This window comes from Chryseobacterium sp. B21-037 (assembly GCF_028570785.1).
Classification (GTDB): domain Bacteria; phylum Bacteroidota; class Bacteroidia; order Flavobacteriales; family Weeksellaceae; genus Chryseobacterium; species Chryseobacterium proteolyticum.
In genome coordinates this window covers 3,345,628-3,364,669 of the sequence record NZ_JALGCB010000001.1, presented here as the reverse complement: position 1 = coordinate 3,364,669, position 19,042 = coordinate 3,345,628, and the positions used below count along the sequence as shown (strand labels likewise).

Genomic DNA, 19,042 nt, shown 5'->3' with positions numbered 1-19,042 from the left:
GATAAAATTATTGAAATGCGAAAGACAATTTCTGTAAGAAAACTGAATCTGGATATTTTGCCTAAAGAAGGTGAGATTTATAATTTCGAAAAGGATGGGTTAGAATTAAAATCATCCTACACCCATGAAGATGTTAAAGATAAAGCTCTTACAGAGACATCTCCCGGAATTTCACCTTATTTAAGAGGGCCGTATTCAACGATGTATGTTCAAAAACCTTGGACAATACGTCAGTATGCCGGATTTTCTACCGCTGAAGAGTCTAACGCATTCTATAGAAGAAACCTGGCAGCAGGGCAAAAAGGATTGTCTGTAGCATTCGATCTTGCCACCCACAGAGGATATGATTCCAATCATGCAAGAGTTGTGGGAGATGTTGGGAAAGCCGGGGTTGCCATTGATTCCGTTGAGGATATGAAGATTTTATTCAATGAAATCCCTCTGGATCAGATTTCGGTTTCCATGACGATGAACGGTGCGGTCTTACCAATCTTATCGTTCTATATTGTTGCCGCAGAAGAACAAGGTGTTCAACAGGATCAGCTCTCAGGAACCATTCAGAATGATATTCTGAAAGAGTTCATGGTAAGAAATACGTATATTTATCCGCCTACCCCTTCCATGAAGATCATTGCGGATATCTTTGAATATACATCTAAATACATTCCCAAATTCAATTCTATTTCGATTTCTGGTTATCATATGCAGGAAGCGGGAGCAACCCCTGTTCTTGAAATGGCATATACATTGGCAGATGGTTTGGAATATGTAAGGACAGGAATTAAAGCGGGAATGAATGTGGATGATTTTGCCCCAAGACTTTCTTTTTTCTGGGCAATAGGCATGAACCATTTTATGGAAATAGCTAAAATGCGTGCTGCAAGATACATCTGGGCTAATCTTTTGAAACAGTTCAACCCTCAGAATCCAAAATCTTTAGCGCTGAGAACCCATTCTCAAACATCAGGATGGTCACTTACAGAGCAGGAACCTTTTAATAATATTACCCGGACTGCTATTGAAGCATTATCTTCAGCATTAGGAGGAACACAATCCTTACATACCAACGCATTGGATGAAGCGATTGCTTTACCTACAGATTATTCAGCAAAAATTGCCAGAAATACCCAAATTATTTTACAGCAGGAAAGTGGAATTTGTGATGTGGTGGATCCGATGGGGGGAAGCAATCTGGTGGAAAGTCTTACCCAGCAGATGATTGAGGAGGCAATGAGGTATATCGATGAGGTGGAACAGGAAGGAGGAATGACGAAAGCAATTGAAGCAGGAATTCCTAAAATGAGAATTGAGGAAGCGGCAGCCAGAAAGCAGGCAAAAATAGATAGCGGTGAGGAATTTATCATTGGTGTCAATTCATTTAAATCGGCTCTGAAACAAGAGCCTATTGAGATCCTTGATATCGATAATACGGAAGTTCGCAGAAAACAGATAGAAAGACTGGATTCCATTAAGCAAACAAGAAATGGAGAAGCTGTTGAAGAGATCTTAAATGAGATCAGAGAGAGTGCAAAAACAGGTAAAGGAAACCTTTTAGCTTTATGTATTGAAGCGGCAAGAAGAAGAGTGACACTTGGTGAAATGAGTGATGCGATGGAAGAGAGCTTTGGAAGATACAAAGCCAATATCAGAACAATTTCAGGAGTATATGCAATGAATGCGAGTAAAAATGAATATTTCGAAAAAGCCCTTCATCTCACTCAAAAATTTGAGGAAGAAGAAGGACGTCGCCCAAGATTAATGGTTGCCAAAATGGGGCAAGACGGACACGACCGTGGTGCTAAGGTAGTGGCAACAGCATTTGCAGATATGGGATTTGATGTGGATGTAGCTCCTTTATTTCAGACTCCGGAAGAAGTAGCGAAACAAGCTGTAGAGAATGATATTCATATTTTAGGAGTGTCTTCTCTCGCAGCAGGCCATAAAACCCTCGTTCCACAGGTCGTGGAAGAATTAAAAAAATTAGGGGCAGATGATGTAACGATTGTAGTAGGTGGGGTTATTCCTCAGCAGGATTATGAATTTCTTTACGCAAACGGTGCAGACTTTATTTTCGGCCCCGGAACCAATCTTCCTAAATGCGCTGTAGAGATCCTGGATAAGTTTCTAAACAAAAGTTAAATATTTTAATATTGGCCATTGTTGTATGGTTTTTGCACTTTTAAGTGAAAAATTTAGATATGGCTTATACAGTAATTTCAATATTCCCTGCTAATGCAGATGTAGAAGGAATAAAAAAAGAACTACAGAATCAAGGATTTAAAGAAGCGGATATCATTGTTTCAAAATCAAAATTAGAAAACGGAACATCGGCAGATGATTACGAAGAAGATGAGAAGACAAAAAGTTTTTGGGACCATATTTTTGTAAATGAAATAGAGCTGCTTACAGCTTATAGAGAAGGAAGTATAGGTAAAATTAATATAATCGTCTATACGGAAAATATAGAGGATGCCAGAAAAGCAAAGGTCATTTTAAATGAAAGTGGTGCTATAGAAGTTAAAAAAGAAGCACAGAATACGGATCAATCAACAGATAAAGATACTGCAGGTTTACCGGAAGACGTTTATAAAGGGATCATTGCTAAAGCAAAACACAACGTTTATTTTCTGGACCCGGAAAGAGTATACCGTCCTAACAGTAGGGGCATGGATGCAAGAATGGATACTTTCGGCTCTAAAGATTAAAGTAATACATGCAGATAAAAAGCTTCAACAGGTTTCCTGTTGAAGCTTTTTATTTTTCAAAAATTTATAATTAAATGATTACTTTTCAGAAAATTGTATATATTTGCACCTGAAAATAAAGTTTAACCAATTTAAAAACAACGAAGCAAATGTTCAAATTTCAAAAGAATTCTACAGTTGGATTGCCCCTTATGGTGGTAAGGCTTCGTGGTTTGGTACATTCATAGAACAATAGTATATTGAAATATCAGAACCCGGAGTCGTGTAGATTTCGGGTTTTTTATTGCGCAATATTTCAAACCTAAGTTTCCCCGAAATCTTTTAATCATTTTTTTGTCTTCCAAATAATTCAGGAGAAATGAAATTTCATTAATACATAGAAATTTTTATTCAATCCGTTTTACTGGAAAGGCTACAATAGGATCATTCAGACGGAAGAAAAATCTCTGCCTGTTATGATGTTATTACAAATCAACTAAAATAATAGTTGAATGGTGTCTGTATGCTTAGAGGTCTATGATTCAGCATCTGACATCTCATATCTAAATTTAAAACAATGGGAAATTTAAAACTTAAAGGAAAAGATATATTAAAATTAGGCTATCCAAATAATCAAAGTGTCAATATAGCTTTGGAAGTCATGAAAAGAAATTTTGCAACAAAGAATATCCATTATGTTAAAGCACTTTTAAAAGAAATTATGCTTCATCCGGAGAACTTTGAGAAAGATTTGACCTTCGGACAAATTGCAGAGGCCTTACTTTCTTCAAAAAAGACAGAAAAGAGAATGCTGAATACACAAAGAGCATCATTTCAGATATTTGGTAACCATATTTCTGAAGAAGCAAAGAATCAGTTATATACTGCTTTAAAATTACCAATAGCAACTCAGGGAGCCCTGATGCCTGATGCACATATTGGTTACGGACTTCCCATAGGAGGAGTGCTTGCCGTTGAAAACGCAGTGATTCCTTATGGAGTGGGAATGGATATTGGCTGTAGAATGAGCCTTAGTATTTTGGATACACCTATTTCATATCTGGACGGCGCTAAAGATAAATATGAAAAAGCGTTGGCTGAACATACCAAATTCGGGATGTATGAAACCCATAAATCACATATTGAACATGAGATCTTTGATCGTGATACATTTGATTTAATTCCTATTTTAAGGAGATTAAAAGGAAAAGCAATCAAGCAAATGGGATCTTCTGGCGGGGGAAATCATTTTGTAGAATTTGGGGAGGTTGAAATTACAGAGGAAGAAGCACAGATAGGTCTGCCGAAAGGAAGATATCTGGGTATTCTTTCACACAGCGGTTCGCGTGGATTGGGAGCGGAGATAGCACAGTACTATTCAAGGGTTGCGATAGAGCAATGTCCTTTACCTAAAGAAGCTCAAAATTTTGCATGGCTGGATCTGAATACCCATATGGGACTTGAATACTGGACAGCAATGAACCTTGCAGGGGATTATGCTTCAGCATGCCATGATGATATTCATAGGAGGCTTGTAAAAGCCGTAGGAGGAAGAGTGAAAGCAAGAATTGAGAACCACCATAATTTTGCATGGAAGGAAATTCATAATGGAAAAGAGGTAATTGTCCACAGAAAAGGGGCTACTCCTGCCAATGAAAATGAGCTGGGGATGATTCCCGGATCTATGACAGCAAAGGGATTTATTGTTCGTGGAAAAGGAAACCCTGATGCGCTCAATTCTGCTTCTCATGGTGCAGGAAGAGCGTATTCCAGAGGAGAGTGCAGGAATATGTTCACCCAGAATGATATTAAAAAAGAGCTCAAGCTAAAGAATGTTGTGCTTATGGGTGGAAATGCAGAAGAAGCTCCTATGGCATATAAAGACATCAATGAGGTCATGAACGCACAAAGTGGATTGGTGGATATTCTGGGAACATTTCAACCACGGATCGTGAGAATGGATAAATAATCAAATGATAGTTTTTAGTTGTCAGGTAAGAAATTTAGCTGGCAACTATTAACCATCAATTTTTAATTAAAAAAAGAGAAATGGGAGCACCACATAATATAAAAAGATACGGCGAAGTCTGGCCGGAATTTAGAATTCAATACGGACTTGAAATTTTAGAAAAATTAAAAAATAAAATCATTTTATCGGGAGGCTGGGCCTGGCACTTTATGTCTGAAAAAGGACATACAGAGTATAAACACGCCCATGATCATAAGGATATTGATGTTTTTGTAAAGAAAGAAGATGTTGCGGATGTGGTAATGCTGCTTGTGAAAGAAAGCTTTCAGAAGGTATGGACGCGATATGACCATCTGCCAAGTGAGGAAAATTTTAGGAGATATGAAAAAACAATAGAATTGGAAAGCGGGAAGTTCCATAGAATTACCATCGATTTTTTTGAAAGGGATGACCTGGAAACCATATTAGCCAATGGATTTACGGTTGTAAAGCCTGAAGTGTTGCTTACTTTTTACAGAAATATTCATTCCAGTGACAAATGCTGGGCAGTGATAACCGCCAGGGATTTGTTGGAAAAAGGAATTGATCCAGTGGGGCACCCCAGATTAAGTGAAATACCAAAATAAAATGGACAAACTTATACAAATCACTTCGGGAAGAGGACCTTTAGAATGCCAATGGGTAGTTGCTAAAGTTTTGAAAGTATTCCTTGAAGAAATAAAACAGGAAAAAATACAATACGAAATCATCCACAGAGAAAACGGGGATGAAAATCTGACCCTAAAATCGGTTACCCTTCTTTTAAAAGGAAAGGATACATCCGGATTTTTAAAAAACTGGTTGGGAAGTATCTGTTGGAGCGGAAGAAGTACCTTTAGAAAACTGCATAAACGGAGCAACTGGTTTATTGGAATCTTTGAAATTGAAAATACTCACGAAGTGGGTTTTAGCGAAAAGGATATTCAGTTCCAAACGACAAGAAGCCAAGGAAGCGGAGGGCAAAATGTCAATAAGGTAAATACTGCGGTAAGGGCGACCCATCTTCCGACAGGAATAAGTGTTTTTGCACAGGATTCAAGGTCGCAGTTGGAGAATAAAAAACTTTCTGTTATGAGATTAAAGGAAAAAGTAATGGAATTAAATATTCAACAAATGGCCAATAGGATGCAGGAAACCTGGACCCATCATCTGCAGGTACAAAGGGGAAATCCTATCCGTACTTTTTCAGGGACGGATTTTAAACATAATTATAAAGATAAATCCTTTAAAAAAACAAGGAGCAGTCTTAAGAATGAACTTAAAAATTTAAAAGATGACTTTAACTAAAAATAAATATTATTTTGAAGCATTGGATAACTATCCATATAATCTTCCTTCTTGTCTGGAAGCTCTGAACTATGCTTTATCCTACGATCCGGAAGACGCCGACAGCCTTTGCCTGATGGGGAGAATATACAGTGAAATGTTAACAGATTATGAAAAAGCAAAATTATATTTTGCGGAGGCAATGTTTCATAATGTTTCAAATCTTAATACTCCCCAATATTATATTAAATGTCTTTTAGATAATGAAGATCTTGATGAGGCAGAAAAATTGATTGAGTACGCTTTAAAGATCAAAGGGATTGATAAGTCCAGAATATTAATTCATAAATCTTTATTGTTTGAGATCAGATTGGAATATAGGAAAGCTTTGAAACCATTAAAAGAAGCCAGAAAATACAGCTATAATAAGGAAATGATTGATATTCTTGAAGAACGGGTTAAATTTATTAAATCAAAAATGCCGAAAAAATAAAGAATTTGAACATAAGAGTATTTTTTTGATTAAAAGCAGTAGTTTTCATTAAGGATATTCTGTAAAAATTGTATATTTATTGCTTAAAAATTATATTTATGAGTAAAAAATTATTTTTATTGCCTGTGTCTGTGGTGATGCTTTTTTGTTTTGATAAAATGAACGCTCAGAATTCTGAAAATATCATTCATGATTTTTACAAAAGAAATGGACAGCTAAATTTAAAGAGCGGTAATAATAGCCAGGTTGGGATTGAGATTTTAAATAATGATTCTTCCAAAAGTTTGAACGCTAATATTTTGGATGTTCAACAAACTTACAATGGACTTAGGGTTTATAATGCTTTAGGCAAAGTCATTATAAAAAATGATAAGATCATTTCCGAAAAAAATACCTTTAGTAGAAATATTGTTATTGCTAATCAGCCAAAAGTTTTGAAAAGCCTTTCAAAGGAGTTTCTCAAGCAGCAATTGGGATTACGCGAAATCGCAAACATAGATTATTTGACAGATGTGTATTTTGAGAAAAATGGATTATATATTTTATCTAAAGAGTTATTTGTTTCAGATAAAAATACGTCAGATGTTTGGCATGTAATTGCCAATGCGAGTAGTGGAGAAATACTTAGTAAGGATAACCTGACACTTGATTGTAGTTTTGAACGGAATATCCATCCGCACGAAGCCTCTAACGGATTGGAGGCAACTGAAAAGATGAATAATGCACAAATGCTTCAAGGAGTGGCTAATAAAATCCCAAATACAAAGTTGGTTAATAGCTTGTTTCCTCCTTCCAATGCTTCCTATAATATTTTTCCTTTACCTCTGGAAGCTCCCACATTTGGTTCTCGTTCAACTATTAATAATCCATGGGATGTACAAGCCTCTCCCGAGGGATGGCATTCGGATGGGACAAATAATTACACAAACACGAGAGGAAACAATGTTTATGCCTATTCAGATCAAAATAATGCCAATGTTCCAGGATATTCACCAGATGGAGGAAGTACGCTTAATTTCGATTTTCCTTTTGCAGATGGAAGGTATGATGATCCTTTTGCCTACAAAGACGCTGCTATCACCAATTTGTTTTATATGAACAATAAAATGCATGATATATTTTATAAATTCGGATTCACAGAAACGGCGAGAAACTTTCAGACGAATAACTTTAATAATGGTGGAATAGGGAATGATGCCGTGAGAGCAGAGGCTTTTGATGGAAGTGGACTTAACAATGCTAATTTTAGTTCAGGTTATGAAAGAGTTGTTGGAGGGCAGCCCCAGGTTTTAGCGCCTAGAATGCAGATGTATCTTTATGATAGAACACAGACTCCTGATGATCCTATCATAAGGTATCAATACAACAGTCCTGCATCAATTACTAGCAGGCCAAAAGTATTAACAGGTGGAGCAGGATTTGGACCGGTTTTTGGCCCGCCAGTGACAGGAGACCTCATTGTTTCATCACCTACAGATGCATGTACAGCGCCAGCGCCGGGTAGTCTTACAAACAAAATTGCAATTGTAACAAGTACAAGTTGTGAGTATGGTCTCAAAGTATTGAATGCTCAGAATGCAGGTGCTGTTGGTGTAATAGTCTATAGACCTTCTAATGACACTCCCACGAGCATGGGTGCTGGATCCTATGGATCTCAAGTCAATATTCCTTCTATAAACATTGGGAAAACAGAGGGGCTTTTTCTGGTTGGAGAGCTTAACAATGGCAATGCTATTAATGCCACATTGGACTTTGATTATGATGGATTTAAGCATTCGAGTTTTGATAACGGAATTATTGCTCATGAATACGGTCATGGTATTTCAAATAGATTAACCGGTCAGGGATACAGTTGTCTATCGACAACTAATACCATTGAACAAATGGGGGAAGGATGGTCAGACTACTTTGCCTTGATGCTGACTACAAGACCAGGTGACACATCATCCTTAGCAAGAGGTGTAGGAACTTATCCGAAAGGGCAGCCAGTTACAGGAGTTGGGATCAGACCGGCTAAGTATTCTCCGGATTTTTCTGTAAACGGGTATACATATAATAGTACCAATACTGCTGTCGTTCCTCATGGTGTAGGATTTATTTGGGCTACCATGCTCTGGGATCTTACCTGGAAGTATGTTGAAAAGTATGGATATAATAGTGATGTATTGGCAAACCCAACATCCGGTAATGCAAAAGCATTACAGATAGTGGTTGATGGGCTTAAGCTGCAACCATGTAGTCCAACCTTTATTGATGGTAGAGATGCTATTCTTCAAGCTGATGCTATAGGAAATGGAGGAGAAGATAAATGTATGATTTGGAAAGCATTTGCCAAAAGAGGATTAGGAGTAAATGCTTCTGCGGGAAGTAAAACGGTGGGAACTGATCAAGTAGAAGATTTTACTATTCCATCGGACTGTGATAGTGTGCTTGCAACCAAGGAAAGTAATCTTGCCGATAATCAATTTATTATATTCCCTAATCCTACTTATGATGAGTTCTTTGTTGGAAATATAAATAAATCAAAAGATGAAGTGGAAATAAGGGTATTTGATATGTCGGGAAAAGTGGTGATTACTGATTCAAGAATGCCAGAATCTAAAAAAGCCATTTCTACAAAAAGTTTTCCTAAAGGAGTATATATGGTTCATATTAAACAAGGACTTAAAAGTCAAATTGAAAAGTTAATTGTAAAGTAAAAAACAATTGTTAAGATTAGAATAAGGTTGTTTCAAGAGCACTTTTACTTTCGAAATTCTGTCTGATGGCTTTGTCATTCTGGAGATTGGAGAGTATTGTTGATCTTTTGAGACAGCTTTTTTTGTAGCTTTAATGTATGGAACTGCGTTTTGAAATCAAATCCCTTCGATTAAAAGAAACTTTCTCAATAGCTTATGGTAATTATAACACCAGAGAAAGTTTGGTTATCGAATTATCTCACCATAATTGTAAAGGATATGGAGAGTGTGTTGCCATCGATTATTATAAGATTAATCTGACCATGTTGGTTTCAAAATTAAATGAAATCCGTTCCGGAATTGAAGCACGAAAAATTGAACACCCAAAAGAATTTTATCAGTTTCTTTCTTTTTCAGATTTACACCCCTTTTTAAAATCTGCCTTAGATTGCGCCTATTGGGACCTTTTCGGAAAACTTGAAAATAAAAGTTTTATGGAGCTCAATGATCTTTCTTCAACAAATTTAGTGGATAGTTCCATTACTATATCTATAGGAACTATCGGTGAGCAAATCGAAAAAATCGAAAAAAGCAGCTGGAATAAGTTTAAGGTGAAATGCAGTGGTTTACAAAAGGATGGTGTAACCAGACTTTTACAATTGGACAGGAATATCGCTCTGGATTCAAATGCCAGCTTTACGGATGATGATTGTTTATGGCTTCAGGGAAATTCCGATGTGCGAAAATTCACATACCTTGAGCAGCCAAGACCTATCGGTCATTATCAGGTTTTAGAAAAAAATGCTTATGCTAACTGGATGGCAGACGAGGACTGTCAGGAGATGGGTTCTTTAGAAAATTTAATACCTTATTATAGAAGTGTCAATATCAAATTAATGAAATGCGGAGGTTTGACCCCTGCTTTAGAAATGATAAGAAAAGCCAGAAGTTCAGGTTACAAAGTAATGATAGGATGCATGACAGAATCTACAGTTGGGATTTCTGCAGGGTGTGTTTTAACCGGACTTGTCGATTACGTTGATCTCGACGGGGCAAATCTGATCTCCAATGATTATGCTACTGGGAACTTTGTAGAAAAGGGTATCATAATTTTATCGGAGAAACCTGGATTGGGAATAGAGTTAAAAAAATAAGCTTTCATTTGAAAGCTTATTTTTTATTTACAGAAATCAGATAATCATACACCATTTGATGCTGATCATCAGTCAGTTTAGCTTTTGGAGCCATTCTGCTTAACGTTTTGATCCATCCCTGGTCGTCGTGTTTTGCAGGATCCGGTAATTGATGGCATTTGTTGCAGGAATTTTCAAAAATGGTTTTTCCCTGAGTCAGTTGTTCAGAAGCTGTATATTTCGGTCCTGTTACCGCTACACTTTTCGGTCCGCACGAAATCATAAATGCAGATCCTAAAATAATACTTAAAACTAACTTTTTCATTGTAATATTTTTAGATGTGATTATTTTTTTACAGAAACAATATAATCATATACCCATTGATGCTGCTCGTCAGTGAGTTTTGCTTTTGGAGCCATAGAGTTCATAATTCCTACCCATTGAACCGGATTATGTGATGTGGGATCCGGTAGTTTATGACATCTCGTACAAGAGCTTTCAAAAATGGTCTTTCCCTGAGCGATTTGTTCAGCAGTAGATACTGCAGGGCCTATAGCTGAAGTTGCTGTTGATGATTTTGAGGTGCATGATGATACCAGAACAGCAGTAAAAAATGCTATAGCGATTATTTTTTTCATTGTTTCTTATATTTGATTGATAACAAATGTAGCAAATTCCTTATGCTATTGATAAAATCAGGTGTAGTTTTAATTTAGAAGAAATAAAATTAAAAGAGCTTTATGAGGTAGTTTGATGCTTATTTTTATATTTTTGACCTAATGAAATTTTCAACAGAAGACTTGGTGGAAGGAATACGATCAGGAAATAAACGTCTGATCGCAAAAGCTATTACTTTAGTTGAAAGCAAAAAAGCCGAACATCGCCTCCAGGCAGACGAATTACTGAAGGCAATCATGCCATTTACGGGAAATTCCATACGGATCGGAATTACTGGAGTTCCGGGGGCAGGAAAATCTACTTTCATTGAAAATTTTGGACGACTGGCTATTGCTCATGATAAAAAAGTGGCAGTTCTTGCTATTGACCCGAGCTCGGCAATTAACAAAGGAAGCATTCTTGGAGATAAAACAAGGATGGAAGAGCTGGCAAAAGAAGAAAACGCTTTTATCAGGCCTTCCCCGAGTTCCGGATTTTTAGGAGGTGTTGCCAATACAACCTTTGAAACCATGATGATCTGTGAAGCTGCAGGATATGATTATATCCTTATTGAAACTGTAGGGGTAGGACAATCTGAAGTTCTGGTTGCCGATATTACAGACGTATTCCTGTTTCTTAAGATTATTGGAGGAGGAGATGAGCTTCAGGGGATCAAAAGAGGGATCATGGAGATGGTAGATATTATTTTTATTAACAAAGTTGACGAAAGTAATTTACAAAAAGCAAAAACTACCAAACTTGAATTAAAAAGGGCGCTTGATTTTATTCCCCCAAAAGAAAAAGGCTGGAAAGTTCCTATTTTATTGGGTTCTGCACTTCATAATGCAGGCCTGGATGAAATCTACGGTACAATAGCTGAATTTATTGATCTTAAAAAGAAGTCCGGAACATTTGATGAAATCAGAATTCAACAGGCAGAAAAGCGGTTTGAATATTGGGTTCAGGAATATATTTTATCCATGATGAAGAAGAGTGATTCCGTAGAAGAAGCTTATTTGTATCATAAAAAAAATGCTTCAGCAATGGTTTCCAACCCAAGTACTGAAGCTAAATTGTTTGTAGAAAGATTTTTATCTAACGGGACTCGTGAAAATTAAGGAGCAGATTCAGGGTCGTTCTTAGAAACAAATCCATCATATGATATAGGCTGCCTGTCATTACTTCGTACAGCAGTAAATGCTTTTCCGTTTTTATAAACCTCAATAATGATCTCGTCTACATTGTTTACATCATTAGGCTTAACTCTTACAATCCAGTTTCCTTTTTTATTCTGTGATTTATTGACCGTATAATCTTTCGAAGTGAACCTGTAGCTGTTGCCGCTGGTATTACCATAAGTAGGATTAAATAGTCTTCCGAAATAAGGAAGGGTAACTTCTAACTTGTTTTTTCTCAGTTCTACCGTGTAGTTGCCGTTAAGCTGAAGAATTCTTGTCGATGTTGAGTTGGGCATAGAATTCATAATGTTGATGACATCATAGTTGGTAGGGTTTGCGCGTTCTGCGTGGAACGTAAATTCCTGCGAATTAATCAGCAAATCCGTAGTTTTAGAATCGCCGGTATTTTGTGAAGAACAACTTTGAAAAAAGAAGATAAATCCCAAAATATATATAAGTGAAATATATTTTTTCATGACCTTAATAATTATTAAATTTAAATAGCAAAATGTATGCAAATATATAGGTTGTAAAACTTTTTGGAATAATAATTGTTAAAGTTGAATTATTAACACTTAAACTATGAAATTAACTTATCTATTAGGAATAGGAGCAATTGCTTTATCAGTTGTAGCTTGTACCACGAACCCTATTACGGGTAGATCTTCGTTGCAGTTGGCAAATAATTCTGAAATATTAACGATGTCATCTCAGGAGTATAGAACAACATTGTCCAAATCAAAGATTATATCAGGGACGGCAGATGCTAAAAGAGTGGTAAATGTAGGAACAAGAATAAAAGGAGCTGCTGAAAGATACTATCAAAGTATTGGAAGATCTGCAGATCTGGCAAATTATAGCTGGGAGTTTAACCTTCTTCAGAGTAATGAATTAAACGCCTGGTGTATGCCTGGTGGAAAGGTAGCTGTATATACAGGAATATTACCGGTAACTAAAAATGATAACGGACTGGCAGTAGTTTTAGGCCATGAGGTTTCTCATGCTTTGGCAGGACATGGAAATGAAAGAATTTCCCAGGCAATGGTAGCGCAATACGGCGGGACTATATTAGGCGGAACTATTTCTAATTCCCAATGGGCTAATATTTTTCAGAAAGTATATCCGATTGGTTCGCAGGTAGCTTTGTTAAAATATGGAAGAAATCAAGAGTCGGAAGCTGATCAGATGGGATTGTATCTGATGTCTATGGCCGGATATGATCCAAGGGAGGCAATTCCTTTCTGGAACAGAATGGAAGCTGCATCTTCTGGAAGCAGACAGCCGGAGTTTCTTTCTACTCACCCAAGCCCGGGAACCAGAATATCAGATATTCAAAAAGATTTACCAAAAGCATTGGAATATTACAAAAATGCAGGTGGGAAAATTTAATCAAATTCAGCTTTGCTAAAATTTCACTACATTAGTAAAGACTAAATCACCAAAAACACAACATTATGAAAAGTATATCAATTACAGGCCTTATACTTTTAGCAGTATCAGCTTTACTTTTTTATTTAACAACAGACTTTGCTGTTGAACAGATCAAGCTTTCTCATATTATGGGAATTATGGGAGGAATCGGGATTGGGCTTATCATAGGTGGAATGGTAGGCTATCTGAGTAAAGGATCTGCTATTAAAGAAGAGCAAAGAAGAAGGGAATTTAAGCAGCTACAGAAAGAGAAAGAAGAGTTGGAAAAACACGCTGTGGAAATTGCAAAACGACAAACAGAATTAGAAAACCAAAATAAAAATCCTCAGGTATAATACCTGAGGATTTTTTAATAGTTGTTATTTTCTTTCGGTTAAAATTTATAACCCAAACCTACCATAAAGAGATTAGGGCGATTATCATATCTGATTTCTTCACCAGATACTCTGTTTACAAAATTTCTTTGATCTTTACTAAATGCACCTTCATATCTTGCGTTGATAAGAAGTTTTTTAATTTCAAGCTGAGCTCCGAACTGGTATCCTACAGTAAAATTATCTCTCGCATTTTCTTTAAAATCATTAAATGTATCCTCCTTAGCCAGGTTATAGCTGGCAACAGGCCCAATGAATACACCCAGCATATCTCCTAATACTTTATGACCTACAAGTACCGGTAAATCGATACGGTTGTTTTTAACATCGAATGTAGTATTAGAAACAGGATCTGTGAATTCATTTTTAAAGGTGGTGTAATACAATTCCGGCATCAGGAAAAATGCCATCGGAAGGTTAGCTTTTAATGAAAGTCCAATATTAAATCCTACATTATTCTTTCCCTTATTGTCTATTGCCGCACTTGCCGTATTGGAGATATTTTTCCACGATGGAGATCCCGTTGGAAAAATTAAGTTTGCCTTACCTGCAAGAGAAATCTGTGCAGAAGCAAACATCGAAAGGCTTAATAGCGCTATACTAAATATTTGTTTCATTTTCGTCTAGTTTTGTGATCGTATTATCAATAGTTTTATTATTTTCAAGTAAATACACCCTCAATTCTTTAAATAGCTCTGAAGAATAAACGAAGTCAATAAGATTTTTATTGCCTGCTGTAATCAGAATGTCTTTATTTCCTTCCCACTCTTTAATTCCTAATCTCAGATAGACAATCTTTTCACCTATCGTCATTACGGAGTTCATATCGTGTGTATTAATGATCGTTGTAGTGTTATATTCTTTTGTTATTTCGAGCAATAGATCATCTATTACATTGGATGTATAGGGATCCAGTCCTGAATTTGGCTCATCACAAAACAAGTATTTAGGATTGTTCACAATGGCTCTTGCAATGGCCACCCGTTTTTGCATTCCTCCGGAAATTTCGGATGGAAATTTTTTGTTGGCTTTATCGAGATGTACTCTTCCAATAACTTCAAAAACTCTTTTTTTCTTTTCCCTGAAACTTAAATTGGTAAACATATCAAGAGGAAACATAATGTTTTCCTCCACTGTAAGAGAGTCAAACAAAGCGCTTCCCTGGAATACCGTTCCGATTTCCGATCGCAGGTGCTGCTTTTCTTCACGGGTCATTGTATTGATGTCTTTACCATCAAAAAGAATTTCACCTGAGGAAGGCTGATATACATTTAATAAACTCTTAAGAAATACTGTTTTTCCCGATCCACTTTGCCCGATAATCAGATTTACTTTCCCTTTATCAAAAGAAGTTGAAATTCCTTTAAGTACTTCAACATCATCAAAACTTTTTTTAAGATTTTTTACCTCAATCATTAGCTTAATATTAATTGGGTTAATATTAATTCGGAAATGATAATAAATACCATTGTCCAAACCACGGCTTGTGTACTCGCTCTACCTACTTCCAGTGAACCACCTTTTACGAAGTAACCGAAGTATGAAGGAACTGTTGCAATAACAAAAGCGAAAACGATCGTTTTTATAAATGCATAGTAAACGAATAAATTAGGCATATACATCTGTATCCCCGTAATATAATCGGATTCCGTCCAGTTTCCTGTTAAAATTCCGGCAATATATCCACCGCCTATACCAAACACAATACTGATTGCAATAAGAAGCGGGTTAAAAATGATACACGCAATTATTTTAGGGAGTATCAGAAAATTGGGTGAGTTAACTCCCATGATATCCAATGCATCGATTTGTTCTGAAACCCTCATTGTACCTATACTGGATGCAATATATGAGCCTACTTTTCCCGCCAGAATCAAACTGATAATGGTGGGTGAAAATTCCAGTACAAGTACTGCTTTTGTAGCGTATCCCACGAACGAAGTAGGAATGGGAAATGAAGAAGCATCAAAGTTGTTGAACATTTGGATGGCAACTACCGCTCCCACGAATATAGATGTAAAGATAACCAACCCGAATGAGTTGACTCCTAAATCATTGATTTCTCTCATGAACAGCTTCCAGAAAACCCTCATTTTCTGAGGTTTTTGCATAGATTTACCAAGAAGAATAATGTATTCCCCTACGGCTGTGAAAAACTTTTTTAACATTCTGCTAAATTAGACTTTTTTTATTAAGCATTCTTTATTTTGCGTTTTTATCTCCACCTAAAACCAGTAAAATAGTTTTCAAAATGATGATAAGATCCAGGATGAAGCTCCAGTTTCTTACATAGAAGGCATCAGCCAGTATCCGCTTTTTCATTTCAACCTCCACATCCCCGGAATCACCCCTGAGCCCGTTTACCTGTGCAAGACCTGTAATCCCTGGATTTACAGTACTTCTAAGACTATATCTTCCTATTTTGGGTTTATAATAATTATCTACTGCCAGCATATGAGGACGAGGTCCTACAATTGACATCTCTCCCCTTAATACATTAATAAACTGTGGCATCTCATCCAAGCTTGTTTTTCTGAGAAACTTACCAATCCCTGTGATCCTTGCGTCATTTTCCGATGTTGTTCTCGTTGTTGACTCATCATTCACCACCATTGTTCTGAATTTTATACAGCTAAATACTTCTTCATGAAAACCATATCTTTTCTGTATGAAAAAAACAGGCCCTTTTGACGTCAGCTTGATAAAAATTGCAATTATCGGAAATAGCCACAAGCAGATACCTATCATAACCACAAGTGAAAAAACGATATCAAACAATCTTTTTAAAAGGTAATTGGAATAATAATCCAAAGGATACTTTGCCTGATTGAGAACCGGCTGAGTCTCTACATATCCCAGGTCGTAAGCAAAAAGATCAGTCTGAGATATATTAGGGATCAGCGAAATATGCACCTTGCTTGCTTCAGCTAATCTGAAAATTTCATCCTCCATCTGAGAGGTAAATGTATTTTCCAGTGGCAGAAATAATGTATGTATTCCATTGCTCTTCCAGAAGGACTGAAGCTCTTGGGTCTGAATTATTTCAGTAGGGTATTCAAAAATTCTGTATCCGAAGTCTTTCCTTTCATTCAATATGTTTTTCAAAACATTCGTAGAGCTGTTCTCACTTAGAAACATCACATTCCTATTGTTAATTCCTATAGATCTCAGATATTTTATTCCAAAATAAATAATGGATTTTGTAATCAATATAAAAGAAAACAGGTACAGCGACAACCAAGAAAGCTCTGAACTGAAAAATTTATTATTACTTACCTTTCTTATTAATACAAGACCAATTACAAACAATATAAAATGAGTAACAATACGTTCTATAAAAGTAGTGTAGGTAAGGTTTCTTCTTATATTGTAAATTTTGGTTCTTCCACTCAGCAGAATCCAAAAAGAGATCAACAAAAGCAATGGGAACGAATTTTCGTACCAAATATCCTTGTCGTGTATAAGATCCCGGTTTCTGCTTAAAAAAAAGAAAATAAAAACAGATGCAATAACCAAAAGGTCAAGCAAAAGGATAATCGATTTTAAATATCTAGAGTATCGAATTCTCTGCATCTATCGCTATATAAGGGATGTCAGGAGCTAAGATATGTAATTTTTACGGGATATTAAGATATTTATGCGTCTGAACTGAGGCCTGCCATTCCGGATTTGCTAAAATGAAATCAGTAATTTTCGGATACATTTCATCACGTTTACTCCATTCACTTTGAAGATACAGCTTACAATCTTTTGAAACCTTAGCAGCTTGCTCCTGTGCAAATGCAAAATCGTGATTATTGAAAATAATTACCTTCAGTTCACTGGCTTTCTCATATACATCTTCTTTTGGAAGACCTGTTTTCTTTGGAGAAAGGGTGATCCAGTCCAGTTGTCCACTTACAGGATAAGCCCCCGAAGTTTCAATGTGTATGGTACATCCCAAGCCCTTTAGCTTGGAGGTTAAAATATCCAGATTCCACATCAAAGGTTCGCCACCGGTTAAAACGATGGTTTTACAATGTTTTGCTGCTGTTTCTGCAATTTCTTCAGCATTCATCAATGGGTGAAGATCAGGATTCCAACTTTCCTTTACGTCACACCAATGGCAACCCACATCGCAGCCACCCAATCTTATAAAATAAGCGGCTTTTCCTGTGTGTGCTCCTTCACCTTGTAAAGTGTAAAAATGCTCCATCACAGGGAGCATTTTACCTTCATTTAATAAAATATCTTCTTCTTTATTCATTTTTAAATTAGTCGTTATAGACTGAAGTTTTATAAGCAATGATGGTGTTTTTCATCAACATAGCTCTTGTCATGGGACCAACTCCTCCGGGAACAGGTGTAATCCAGCTCGCTTTTGCAGCACAGCTGTCAAAATCTACATCACCTGCCAGATAATATCCTTTGGGAGAGTCATCATCCACTCTGGTAATTCCTACATCTACGATTACAGCACCGTCTTTAATCATTTCTCCCTTTAAGAAATGAGGATCTCCCAAAGCCGTAATGACAATGTCTGCTTTTTTAGTATATTCTTCAATGTCCTTGGTATAAGAGTGTGTAAGGGTAACAGTAGAATTTCCAGGGAAGTCTTTTCTTCCCATCAAAATACTCATGGGTCTCCCTACGATTTTACTTCTTCCGATAATTACACAGTCTTTACCTTTAGTTTCAATATTATATCTTTCTAACAATGTTAAAATTCCAAAAGGGGTAGCAGGTAAGAAGGTATCCATTTCCAATGCCATTTTCCCGAAATTTTCAGGATGGAATCCATCAACATCTTTTCTTGGATCAATAGCATTAATGATTTTCTCCTGATCAATCTGATCCGGTAAAGGTAACTGAACGATGAATCCATCCACAGCTTTAGATTTATTCAGCTCATCTATTTTTTCCAGTAATTCAGATTCGGAAACCGTACTCGGGAATTTAATAAGGCTGGATTGAAAACCTACTTCCTCGCAATCCTTTACTTTAGCATTTACATAAGCCTTGCTTGCTCCGTTGTTTCCAACAAGGATGGCCACCAAATGAGGTGCTCTTCTTTTGCTTTCAAGAATCTTTTCAACTTCTGTCTTGATTTCTGCTTTTATTTCTTTGGATACTTTTAGTCCGTCAAGAATTTCTGCCATT

General features: G+C 36.5%; 20 protein-coding genes. 11 read left to right on the top strand and 9 right to left on the bottom strand.

What is annotated here, in order from left to right; genetic code table 11:
• Positions 1-15: 15 nt before the first annotated feature.
• The 8 genes from scpA to MTQ00_RS14880 all read left to right on the top strand — a co-directional run bounded on the left by scpA (position 16) and on the right by MTQ00_RS14880 (position 10,283).
• Positions 16-2,139, top strand: coding sequence for a methylmalonyl-CoA mutase (gene scpA / locus MTQ00_RS14915; protein ID WP_273650081.1), 2,124 nt, complete (start codon positions 16-18; stop codon positions 2,137-2,139).
• Between the two features lie 59 nt (positions 2,140-2,198).
• Positions 2,199-2,705 (top strand): hypothetical protein, encoded by a 507-nt coding sequence (locus tag MTQ00_RS14910; RefSeq protein WP_273650079.1) that lies wholly within the window; start codon positions 2,199-2,201, stop codon positions 2,703-2,705.
• Between the two features lie 556 nt (positions 2,706-3,261).
• Positions 3,262-4,653, top strand: a complete 1,392-nt coding sequence (locus tag MTQ00_RS14905) for an RtcB family protein (RefSeq protein ID WP_273650077.1) — start codon at positions 3,262-3,264, stop codon at positions 4,651-4,653.
• An 80-nt stretch (positions 4,654-4,733) separates the two neighbouring features.
• Positions 4,734-5,279: a hypothetical protein gene (locus MTQ00_RS14900; protein WP_273650075.1), complete on the top strand. Its 546-nt coding sequence runs from the start codon at positions 4,734-4,736 to the stop codon at positions 5,277-5,279.
• A 1-nt stretch (position 5,280) separates the two neighbouring features.
• Positions 5,281-5,979, top strand: coding sequence for a peptide chain release factor H (gene prfH, locus MTQ00_RS14895; protein WP_273650073.1), 699 nt, complete (start codon positions 5,281-5,283; stop codon positions 5,977-5,979).
• On the top strand, positions 5,966-6,451 hold the full coding sequence (locus MTQ00_RS14890; protein WP_273650071.1) for a hypothetical protein: 486 nt from the start codon (positions 5,966-5,968) through the stop codon (positions 6,449-6,451). Before prfH ends, MTQ00_RS14890 begins: the two co-directional genes overlap by 14 nt.
• 98 nt (positions 6,452-6,549) lie before the next feature.
• Positions 6,550-9,150 carry a T9SS-dependent M36 family metallopeptidase gene (locus tag MTQ00_RS14885; protein ID WP_273650069.1) on the top strand — a complete coding sequence of 867 codons (2,601 nt, stop codon included), beginning with the start codon at positions 6,550-6,552 and terminating at the stop codon, positions 9,148-9,150.
• A gap of 137 nt (positions 9,151-9,287) precedes the next feature.
• A complete protein-coding gene (locus MTQ00_RS14880) occupies positions 9,288-10,283 on the top strand; it encodes an enolase C-terminal domain-like protein (protein ID WP_273650067.1) in 996 nt (331 codons plus the stop codon).
• Between the two features lie 16 nt (positions 10,284-10,299).
• Here the strand turns inward: MTQ00_RS14880 and MTQ00_RS14875 are convergent, their stop codons facing one another.
• Both MTQ00_RS14875 and MTQ00_RS14870 read right to left on the bottom strand, forming a co-directional pair.
• Entirely contained in the window at positions 10,300-10,587 is a 288-nt protein-coding gene (locus MTQ00_RS14875) for a cytochrome C (RefSeq protein ID WP_273650065.1), read from the bottom strand.
• A 20-nt stretch (positions 10,588-10,607) separates the two neighbouring features.
• Positions 10,608-10,901, bottom strand: a complete 294-nt coding sequence (locus MTQ00_RS14870) for a c-type cytochrome (RefSeq protein WP_273650063.1) — start codon at positions 10,899-10,901, stop codon at positions 10,608-10,610.
• 141 nt (positions 10,902-11,042) lie between these two features.
• Here MTQ00_RS14870 and meaB point away from each other — a divergent pair, with 141 nt between their 5' ends.
• Positions 11,043-12,038 (top strand): methylmalonyl Co-A mutase-associated GTPase MeaB, encoded by a 996-nt coding sequence (meaB, locus tag MTQ00_RS14865; protein ID WP_273650061.1) that lies wholly within the window; start codon positions 11,043-11,045, stop codon positions 12,036-12,038.
• On the opposite strand, the gene MTQ00_RS14860 is transcribed toward meaB, so the two are convergent.
• Positions 12,035-12,574: a DUF4251 domain-containing protein gene (locus tag MTQ00_RS14860; RefSeq protein ID WP_273650059.1), complete on the bottom strand. Its 540-nt coding sequence runs from the start codon at positions 12,572-12,574 to the stop codon at positions 12,035-12,037. The two genes, meaB and MTQ00_RS14860, sit on opposite strands and share 4 nt — an antisense overlap.
• Positions 12,575-12,680: 106 nt before the next feature.
• Between MTQ00_RS14860 and MTQ00_RS14855 the strand changes: the two genes are divergently transcribed.
• Together MTQ00_RS14855 and MTQ00_RS14850 are read left to right on the top strand one after the other, a co-directional pair.
• Complete coding sequence (locus MTQ00_RS14855) at positions 12,681-13,487, top strand: M48 family metallopeptidase (RefSeq protein WP_172281311.1); 807 nt, start codon at positions 12,681-12,683, stop codon at positions 13,485-13,487.
• A 65-nt stretch (positions 13,488-13,552) separates the two neighbouring features.
• Complete coding sequence (locus tag MTQ00_RS14850) at positions 13,553-13,864, top strand: hypothetical protein (RefSeq protein ID WP_172281309.1); 312 nt, start codon at positions 13,553-13,555, stop codon at positions 13,862-13,864.
• A 38-nt stretch (positions 13,865-13,902) separates the two neighbouring features.
• Here MTQ00_RS14850 and MTQ00_RS14845 read toward each other — a convergent pair whose 3' ends face one another.
• Genes MTQ00_RS14845 through MTQ00_RS14820 form a run of 6 tightly spaced genes read right to left on the bottom strand, consistent with a single transcriptional unit; the run spans position 13,903 to position 19,041 of the window.
• The gene (locus MTQ00_RS14845; RefSeq protein WP_172281307.1) at positions 13,903-14,520 is read right to left on the bottom strand and encodes an outer membrane beta-barrel protein; all 618 of its coding nucleotides are present in this window, start codon (positions 14,518-14,520) and stop codon (positions 13,903-13,905) included.
• Entirely contained in the window at positions 14,504-15,319 is an 816-nt protein-coding gene (locus tag MTQ00_RS14840) for an ABC transporter ATP-binding protein (RefSeq protein WP_172281305.1), read from the bottom strand. Before MTQ00_RS14840 ends, MTQ00_RS14845 begins: the two co-directional genes overlap by 17 nt.
• On the bottom strand, positions 15,319-16,071 hold the full coding sequence (locus tag MTQ00_RS14835; protein ID WP_172281304.1) for an MlaE family ABC transporter permease: 753 nt from the start codon (positions 16,069-16,071) through the stop codon (positions 15,319-15,321). The genes MTQ00_RS14840 and MTQ00_RS14835 overlap by 1 nt, the downstream gene beginning before the upstream one ends.
• Positions 16,072-16,105: 34 nt before the next feature.
• Complete coding sequence (locus tag MTQ00_RS14830; RefSeq protein ID WP_273650055.1) at positions 16,106-17,476, bottom strand: exopolysaccharide biosynthesis polyprenyl glycosylphosphotransferase; 1,371 nt, start codon at positions 17,474-17,476, stop codon at positions 16,106-16,108.
• Between the two features lie 43 nt (positions 17,477-17,519).
• Positions 17,520-18,149: a 7-carboxy-7-deazaguanine synthase QueE gene (locus MTQ00_RS14825; protein ID WP_172281292.1), complete on the bottom strand. Its 630-nt coding sequence runs from the start codon at positions 18,147-18,149 to the stop codon at positions 17,520-17,522.
• 7 nt (positions 18,150-18,156) lie between these two features.
• Positions 18,157-19,041, bottom strand: coding sequence for a bifunctional 5,10-methylenetetrahydrofolate dehydrogenase/5,10-methenyltetrahydrofolate cyclohydrolase (locus MTQ00_RS14820; RefSeq protein ID WP_172281290.1), 885 nt, complete (start codon positions 19,039-19,041; stop codon positions 18,157-18,159).
• Between the last annotated feature and the right edge of the window lies 1 nt (position 19,042).

Bases quoted from the DNA above. Each gene is read 5' to 3' on its own strand.
- scpA (WP_273650081.1), top strand. From the start codon at position 16: ATGCGAAAGACAATTTCTGTAAGAAAACTGAATCTGGATATTTTGCCT.
- MTQ00_RS14910 (WP_273650079.1), top strand. From the start codon at position 2,199: ATGGCTTATACAGTAATTTCAATATTCCCTGCTAATGCAGATGTAGAA.
- MTQ00_RS14905 (WP_273650077.1), top strand. From the start codon at position 3,262: ATGGGAAATTTAAAACTTAAAGGAAAAGATATATTAAAATTAGGCTAT.
- MTQ00_RS14900 (WP_273650075.1), top strand. From the start codon at position 4,734: ATGGGAGCACCACATAATATAAAAAGATACGGCGAAGTCTGGCCGGAA.
- prfH (WP_273650073.1), top strand. From the start codon at position 5,281: ATGGACAAACTTATACAAATCACTTCGGGAAGAGGACCTTTAGAATGC.
- MTQ00_RS14890 (WP_273650071.1), top strand. From the start codon at position 5,966: ATGACTTTAACTAAAAATAAATATTATTTTGAAGCATTGGATAACTAT.
- MTQ00_RS14885 (WP_273650069.1), top strand. From the start codon at position 6,550: ATGAGTAAAAAATTATTTTTATTGCCTGTGTCTGTGGTGATGCTTTTT.
- MTQ00_RS14880 (WP_273650067.1), top strand. From the start codon at position 9,288: ATGGAACTGCGTTTTGAAATCAAATCCCTTCGATTAAAAGAAACTTTC.
- MTQ00_RS14875 (WP_273650065.1), bottom strand. From the start codon at position 10,587: ATGAAAAAGTTAGTTTTAAGTATTATTTTAGGATCTGCATTTATGATT.
- MTQ00_RS14870 (WP_273650063.1), bottom strand. From the start codon at position 10,901: ATGAAAAAAATAATCGCTATAGCATTTTTTACTGCTGTTCTGGTATCA.
- meaB (WP_273650061.1), top strand. From the start codon at position 11,043: ATGAAATTTTCAACAGAAGACTTGGTGGAAGGAATACGATCAGGAAAT.
- MTQ00_RS14860 (WP_273650059.1), bottom strand. From the start codon at position 12,574: ATGAAAAAATATATTTCACTTATATATATTTTGGGATTTATCTTCTTT.
- MTQ00_RS14855 (WP_172281311.1), top strand. From the start codon at position 12,681: ATGAAATTAACTTATCTATTAGGAATAGGAGCAATTGCTTTATCAGTT.
- MTQ00_RS14850 (WP_172281309.1), top strand. From the start codon at position 13,553: ATGAAAAGTATATCAATTACAGGCCTTATACTTTTAGCAGTATCAGCT.
- MTQ00_RS14845 (WP_172281307.1), bottom strand. From the start codon at position 14,520: ATGAAACAAATATTTAGTATAGCGCTATTAAGCCTTTCGATGTTTGCT.
- MTQ00_RS14840 (WP_172281305.1), bottom strand. From the start codon at position 15,319: ATGATTGAGGTAAAAAATCTTAAAAAAAGTTTTGATGATGTTGAAGTA.
- MTQ00_RS14835 (WP_172281304.1), bottom strand. From the start codon at position 16,071: ATGTTAAAAAAGTTTTTCACAGCCGTAGGGGAATACATTATTCTTCTT.
- MTQ00_RS14830 (WP_273650055.1), bottom strand. From the start codon at position 17,476: ATGCAGAGAATTCGATACTCTAGATATTTAAAATCGATTATCCTTTTG.
- MTQ00_RS14825 (WP_172281292.1), bottom strand. From the start codon at position 18,149: ATGAATAAAGAAGAAGATATTTTATTAAATGAAGGTAAAATGCTCCCT.
- MTQ00_RS14820 (WP_172281290.1), bottom strand. From the start codon at position 19,041: ATGGCAGAAATTCTTGACGGACTAAAAGTATCCAAAGAAATAAAAGCA.